At 31.8% G+C, this 6,000-nt stretch carries 7 protein-coding genes; 4 read left to right on the top strand and 3 right to left on the bottom strand.

Annotated features, from left to right (window positions below; all coding sequences use genetic code 11):
• Window positions 1-382 precede the first annotated feature (382 nt).
• The 4 genes from RMN92_RS14345 to RMN92_RS14330 all read left to right on the top strand — a co-directional run bounded on the left by RMN92_RS14345 (window position 383) and on the right by RMN92_RS14330 (window position 2,319).
• Window positions 383-595: a hypothetical protein gene (locus RMN92_RS14345; RefSeq protein ID WP_309610126.1), complete on the top strand. Its 213-nt coding sequence runs from the start codon at window positions 383-385 to the stop codon at window positions 593-595.
• 217 nt (window positions 596-812) lie between these two features.
• Window positions 813-1,478: a hypothetical protein gene (locus tag RMN92_RS14340; RefSeq protein ID WP_309610125.1), complete on the top strand. Its 666-nt coding sequence runs from the start codon at window positions 813-815 to the stop codon at window positions 1,476-1,478.
• Window positions 1,479-1,675: 197 nt separating this feature from the next.
• Complete coding sequence (locus RMN92_RS14335) at window positions 1,676-1,915, top strand: hypothetical protein (RefSeq protein WP_309610124.1); 240 nt, start codon at window positions 1,676-1,678, stop codon at window positions 1,913-1,915.
• Window positions 1,915-2,319 carry a PIN domain-containing protein gene (locus tag RMN92_RS14330; protein WP_309610123.1) on the top strand — a complete coding sequence of 135 codons (405 nt, stop codon included), beginning with the start codon at window positions 1,915-1,917 and terminating at the stop codon, window positions 2,317-2,319. The genes RMN92_RS14335 and RMN92_RS14330 overlap by 1 nt, the downstream gene beginning before the upstream one ends.
• 470 nt (window positions 2,320-2,789) lie before the next feature.
• Here the strand turns inward: RMN92_RS14330 and RMN92_RS14325 are convergent, their stop codons facing one another.
• The 3 genes from RMN92_RS14325 to RMN92_RS14315 form a co-directional block, all read right to left on the bottom strand.
• Complete coding sequence (locus tag RMN92_RS14325; RefSeq protein WP_309610122.1) at window positions 2,790-3,323, bottom strand: YceI family protein; 534 nt, start codon at window positions 3,321-3,323, stop codon at window positions 2,790-2,792.
• Between the two features lie 92 nt (window positions 3,324-3,415).
• Window positions 3,416-4,747, bottom strand: a complete 1,332-nt coding sequence (locus RMN92_RS14320) for a DUF58 domain-containing protein (protein ID WP_309610121.1) — start codon at window positions 4,745-4,747, stop codon at window positions 3,416-3,418.
• A 242-nt stretch (window positions 4,748-4,989) separates the two neighbouring features.
• Window positions 4,990-5,997, bottom strand: a complete 1,008-nt coding sequence (locus tag RMN92_RS14315) for a MoxR family ATPase (protein ID WP_309610120.1) — start codon at window positions 5,995-5,997, stop codon at window positions 4,990-4,992.
• Window positions 5,998-6,000: the final 3 nt, after the last annotated feature.

Genomic DNA, 6,000 nt, shown 5'->3' with positions numbered 1-6,000 from the left:
TTTTTGTTATATTTGAACAGTTGTGCAACAAGCACAGCGGTTTGGCGCAATTGGGGTTTTAGGCAATTCGCCGCGGCGAATGGTTTTGTTTCGCCGCGGCGAATCGGTCTTTAATTTATACATTTGGCTAACCAAATCCCCCGCTAGTGCGAGCTTCTAGCTCGTAACCCGATCGCGCGGATATCTCAACTTTATAGTTAGCGCGGTTTTGCAAACCGTGCCCACAATGAGAATAAGAAACCCGATCGCTTGAATGTATCAATGTAAAGTTAAACCCGATTGCTCGGATGTATCAACGTCAAATTTAGCGCGGTTTTGCAAACCGTGCCCACAAAGAGAATAAAAAATTCGAGCGACAGAAAATTAAATATTAAACATAATTATGAAAAAAGAAAATTTTATAGGTGAATTAATTTTTTTTAAACAACTTGGAAAATTGTCTATTTCTATTTCAATTTTATTTTTGGCATTTTATTTAATTCAAGGAATTAATATTTTCACTAATTATGGAAGATTAATATTTGTTTTAGGTATTCAATTATTAATTATTGTTTTGTGTCAGTATTTATTAAACATAATACAAAAAGAAAAGTGACGATCGCACAGAGTTATCCAGCTCTTCAAAGTGTTCCATAAAAACCGCTAGCTCTACAAAGTCCCAGCTCTTCCCCCTGCTAGTGCGAGCTTCTAGCTCGTACCCCCAAAGTACAAAGAATTTTAGAAATATTAGAAAAACATAATGGGTACGAGCTAGAAGCTCGCACTAGCGAGGAAACTACTCGCATAAAAAAATAATAAACTAAATAAAATTTATGAATAAAATACTAATTATTATATTTCAAGTTTCATTTTTAAGCCATCTATATGGGCAAAAAAAATCTTCAGACTGGCAGCAAATGAGTTTAATTGGAAAAGTGAAAAAAATTATTGAAATTAAAGAAATATGTCCCACAGTAATTGATGAAAAAGGCAAGCTTCATTGTCACATAGACACAATTAATTATGAATTTGACAATAATGGATATTTATTAAACAAGCGCTCTATAGACAATCGTAATACTGAAGTGAAAATAGAAAACAAGCAAAAGATTATCACAAGATATGAAATGGTTGATGGAGTTAAAAAGAGAAATTCTGAAGACGTCTATAATGATAAAGATTTATTGATAATACAAACTGAATATTACGTGCATAATAAAGAGGAAGAAATTCTATCTCATTGGGAATATTTTTATAACACAAAAGGGCAGAAAACTAGGCAAAAAACAACTTCTATTTGGAATGGAACAAAAACCATTCATATAAGTGACTACAACAAGTATGGTGATGAAGTAAAGAGTCAAATATTTGTCAATGATGATTTAACAGAAGATAAAACATTAAAGTATGATTATAAATACGACAAAAAGGGTAATTGGATAAATAAAACTTTAGTTGATGACAACGAAACCTGGAAAAGAAAAATATTTTTTTACTAAAAAAGATTAAATGTATACCAGCTCTTCAAAGTGTTCCATAAAAACGGCTAGCTCTACAAAGTCTCCCGACTTTGCAGCAAATAAATAAAAATAAAAAACAGCCAATAGCCTGTTTTTTAATATACTATCCGAGAAGTTGATAGCCATTCTCAAAAAAAACAGAAGATGAAAAATAATTCTTAACTTTACAAAAAAAAATGAGTTATACTGAACGAAACATAATTGAAACATACTCAGCAATGTTTAATGGGTTAAGTCCATTGAGTAAAATTGAACTTATTGAAAGTCTAACCAAATCATTGAAAAAAGATAAAATTGAGAAAGTTGACACTTTTTACAAATCTTTTGGGGCATTTTCGACCGAAAAAACTGCTGAGGAAATCGTTGCAGAAATTAAATCCAGTAGGAAATTTAAGAATAGCGAAATAAGTTTCTAATGCAATATTTACTTGATACGAATATTTGTGTATTTTTCCTTCGTGGAAAAATGAACTTGGACGATATAATAAAGCAAAAAGGAAAACAGAATTGTTTCATATCTGAAATAACCGTTTTTGAACTTCGATTTGGAGCGGAAAATAGTCGAGATATTAAAAAATCTCACGAAGCAGTTGATTTATTTGTAAACGGAATTTCAATAATTCCAATTTCCAGTTGTATAAAAAGCTACTCAAAAGAGAAAGTTAGATTGAGAAAAGCAGGAAAACCAATGCACGATGAATTTGATTTACTTATTGGAGCAACAGCAATTGAAAATAAACTAACTTTAATTACAGATAACGAAAAAGATTTTGTGAATTTGGAAGGAATTAAAATTGAAAATTGGTTCAAACGAATATAATACCCGCTCTTCAAAGTGTTCCATAAAAACGGCTAGCTCTACAAAGTCTCCCGACTTTGTAGCAAATAAATAAAAATAAAAAACAGGCAACTGCTTATTATTTATTAAAATATCAATTACAATTTTTATTCCAAGCTAAAAGCCTCAACGTCCAAGCTAAAAGCTTCATATTCCACCCTATTAACCTCAAACACCACCTTAATAACCTCAAACACCAACCTAAAAGCCTCAATATCCAGCCTAAAAGCTTCGATTTATAAGCAAAAAGCCTCAAATTTGAGGCTTTTAGGATGGTATATTAAAGTATTAAATATTTACCCAACCACCCAGATATGCCGTAATCGTTAGCGCAGAAATGCCCGACCGCGCAGACAAATAGAATAAGAAATCCGAACGCCTAAACATAACAAAATCATAGTTATTCGTCGTTTATTCTCGCAACATCCATTCAAGCTTTTTAATCCAATTGATTATTTGCTCCTAGTCACTGGCACAGAAAAATCTATTTTAATTTCATTTGAAACTTTTTTGGACATTCCTTCCATAGTTCCAATTCTATAATCCAATCTGTTTACACTAAAATTTCCTTTAAAAATAGCGTTCGTAAAAGTAAACGGAATTGTAATTTCCTTTTCTACACCGTGAATATTCAGTAAACCAACAACTTCATAACCTTTTGTAGTTTTAGAGAATTTGGAAGATGTAAAACTAATGTTTGGATACTTTTCGGCATCAAACCATTTATCGCTTTTAGCGTGGTAGTTTTTTAGAAAATTTCCTGTTGCGATAGATTCAACTTCGGCAACTAATGAAAACTTTGAAGTTGCTAATTCGTTTTCATCAAACACAACTTTGCCTTTAAATTTTTCAAAATGTCCTTCAACTTTAGTTCCAACAAAATGAATATTGAAGTTGTCATCAATTTTCCAATTTGTATTGTAGATTGTAAATGCAGAAAGCAATATTATAAATCCAAATACAATTACTAAATTTAATTTTTTCATTTCTTTTTGATTTTATATTGACACATTGCAAAGATGTAAACAATTAAACTTTATTGATAAGCATTAATTTCAAGCTAGTAATTTTGGAAACCTTACAAAATGCCTCTCGCTTTGATTTCCAAATATTTATTGATGGTGTCTAAAGTTAAATTTTCGGGTTGGGTGAGCACCGTATAAATTCCGTATTTTTTGAGTTCGTTTACAATCAATCGTTTTTCGAAAGCGAATTTTTCGGCAATGACTTTGTCGTAAACTTCTTGAATATTTTCTGCTTTTTTATTTATAATTTCGTTGAGTTCTGTGTTGTTGAAGAAAACCACCACTAGCAAATGACTTTTAGCAATGCCTTTTAAATACGCCATTTGGCGGTGTAAACCGTCGAGCGTTTCAAAATTGGTATATAAAATAATGAGGCTGCGTTGGTTGATATTTTTCTTGATATCTGCGTACAATCGGCTGAAATCACTTTCGAAATAATCGGTTTTAATGTTGTATAATGTTTCTAAAATTTTTTGCATTTGCGAGGCTCTTTTTTCTGCAAAAACACGATTTTCAACTTTCTTGGAAAAAGCAAACATTCCGGCTTTGTCTTGTTTTTTTAAAATAACATTTGATAAAACTAGTGTGGCATTTATAGCATAATCAAGCAAGCTCAAACCGTTGAACGGCATTTTCATGACCCGACCTTTGTCAATTATCATATATACCGACTGCGATTTTTCATCCTGAAACTGGTTGACCATCAAAGCATTTTTTTTGGCAGTGGCTTTCCAATTTAAAGTTCTAATATCATCGCCAGGAACATATTCCTTGATTTGTTCAAATTCCATGGTATGTCCAATTCGGCGAATTTTCTTGATTCCGTACTGGAATAAATTATTTGAAAATGCCATTAAATCATATTTTCTAAGTTGAATATATGATGGGTAAGTGGGCGTCATTTTATCTTTATCAAAAGTAAATCGTCGAGAAATAAGTTTGAGTGGCGATGAAACATAGATATTTAAATTTCCAAAATAGTACTCGCCTCGCTCTGTTGGCCGCAAATTATAGCTTATATCGTCCTGTGATGAAGCTTTTATTTTTCGTATTATTTCAAAATTTCTAATCTGGAATTGAAACGGAATTTCATCAATTATTTTCACTAAAATAGGGAAGGTGTAATAATTTTTTATAGATATATTTATAGGATTTTCATCGCCATTGGATAATTTTTCGGGTGTAATTCTGGTGCCTTCAATGCCATTTTTAGCAAAAAATAGAATGAGAATGTCGAGCAACAAAAAGGTAATGACAATTAACAAAACATACCCTGTCATATTATATAAGGCTGGAAACATAAAGGATAATACATAAAGTACTATAATTCCTAAAAAAATATAGAAAAATAGATTGTTGAGGTATAGTTTTTTTATGAAATTCATTTTTTTAGTGATTAGTCTTAAGTGACTAGTAATTAGTCTTAAGTGATTAGTAAATATTGATTAGTAATTACTATTTAGATTTAAGAATTTAGTTTTCATAATTAGTAATCAAAGCAAGAGATTCAAAGTTCTGTTTTTAATTACCAGTACAAATGACCAATAGTTTCTAGCTCTAGTTATTAATTACTATTTACTAATTGCTATTTACTATTCACTAATCACTAATCACTAAAAACTAAAACCTACCTCGGAATCTCTACCGTTTCAATAATTTGTCTAATAATCTCTGTACTGGTTATGCCTTCCATTTCTCGCTCTGGTGTTACAATAACGCGGTGTTGCAAAACAGGAATTGCAGCTTCTTTTACATCTTCTGGCGTTACAAAATCTCGACCACGAATGGCTGCAAAACCTTTGGCAGCGTTCAAAATGGCTATAGATGCACGAGGCGAAGCACCCAAATATAAAAAAGCATTTTCACGTGTATTGATGACAATTTTGGCGATATACTCTAATAAATTTTGTTCCACAATAATTTGTTTCACCAAGCTTTGATAATTTTTTATTTCTTGAGACGAAAGTAAGGTTTGAATATTTTCGAGCTTTCCATTGTTTTGCAAGGCATGTTCGCGTTGAATAATAATAATTTCTTCGTCCAATTTTGGATAATCAATAGAAATTTTGAAAAGGAAACGATCCAATTGCGCTTCAGGCAATCTGTAAGTTCCTTCTTGCTCGATTGGATTTTGTGTGGCAATAACTAAAAACGGTGTCTCTAGAATATAAGCATTTCCATCGATCGTAATTTGTCGCTCTTCCATGACTTCAAAAAGTGCCGCTTGTGTTTTGGCTGGCGCACGATTTATTTCATCTATTAAAATTAAATTCGAAAATATAGGGCCTTTTTTGAATTCAAATTCCGATTTTTTTAAATCAAATATGGACGTTCCTAAAATGTCTGATGGCATCAAATCTGGTGTGAATTGAATTCGGCTAAAACCTATACTCAACGTTTTTGCCAACAGTTTTGCCGTAATGGTTTTGGCAACACCAGGAACGCCTTCCAGCAAAACGTGACCGTTTGAAAGTACGGCTACGAGCAGTTGATCGATCATTTTTTCTTGACCAACAATGACATTGCCCAATTCTTTTTTAATAGCATTTATACTTTCTAAAAGCGGCGCTAAGTTGATTCTAGATTCGAAATTTACGTTTTCGTTTTGTGTTTCTATGTTATTATTATCTTCCATATC

The organism is Flavobacterium sp. (assembly GCF_031363805.1).
Classification (GTDB): Bacteria; Bacteroidota; Bacteroidia; order Flavobacteriales; family Flavobacteriaceae; genus Flavobacterium.
Note: the sequence above shows the minus strand (reverse complement) of the source record. Positions and strands in the feature narration are given on the sequence as shown.

Bases quoted from the DNA above. Each gene is read 5' to 3' on its own strand.
- RMN92_RS14345 (WP_309610126.1), top strand. From the start codon at position 383: ATGAAAAAAGAAAATTTTATAGGTGAATTAATTTTTTTTAAACAACTT.
- RMN92_RS14340 (WP_309610125.1), top strand. From the start codon at position 813: ATGAATAAAATACTAATTATTATATTTCAAGTTTCATTTTTAAGCCAT.
- RMN92_RS14335 (WP_309610124.1), top strand. From the start codon at position 1,676: ATGAGTTATACTGAACGAAACATAATTGAAACATACTCAGCAATGTTT.
- RMN92_RS14330 (WP_309610123.1), top strand. From the start codon at position 1,915: ATGCAATATTTACTTGATACGAATATTTGTGTATTTTTCCTTCGTGGA.
- RMN92_RS14325 (WP_309610122.1), bottom strand. From the start codon at position 3,323: ATGAAAAAATTAAATTTAGTAATTGTATTTGGATTTATAATATTGCTT.
- RMN92_RS14320 (WP_309610121.1), bottom strand. From the start codon at position 4,747: ATGAATTTCATAAAAAAACTATACCTCAACAATCTATTTTTCTATATT.
- RMN92_RS14315 (WP_309610120.1), bottom strand. From the start codon at position 5,997: ATGGAAGATAATAATAACATAGAAACACAAAACGAAAACGTAAATTTC.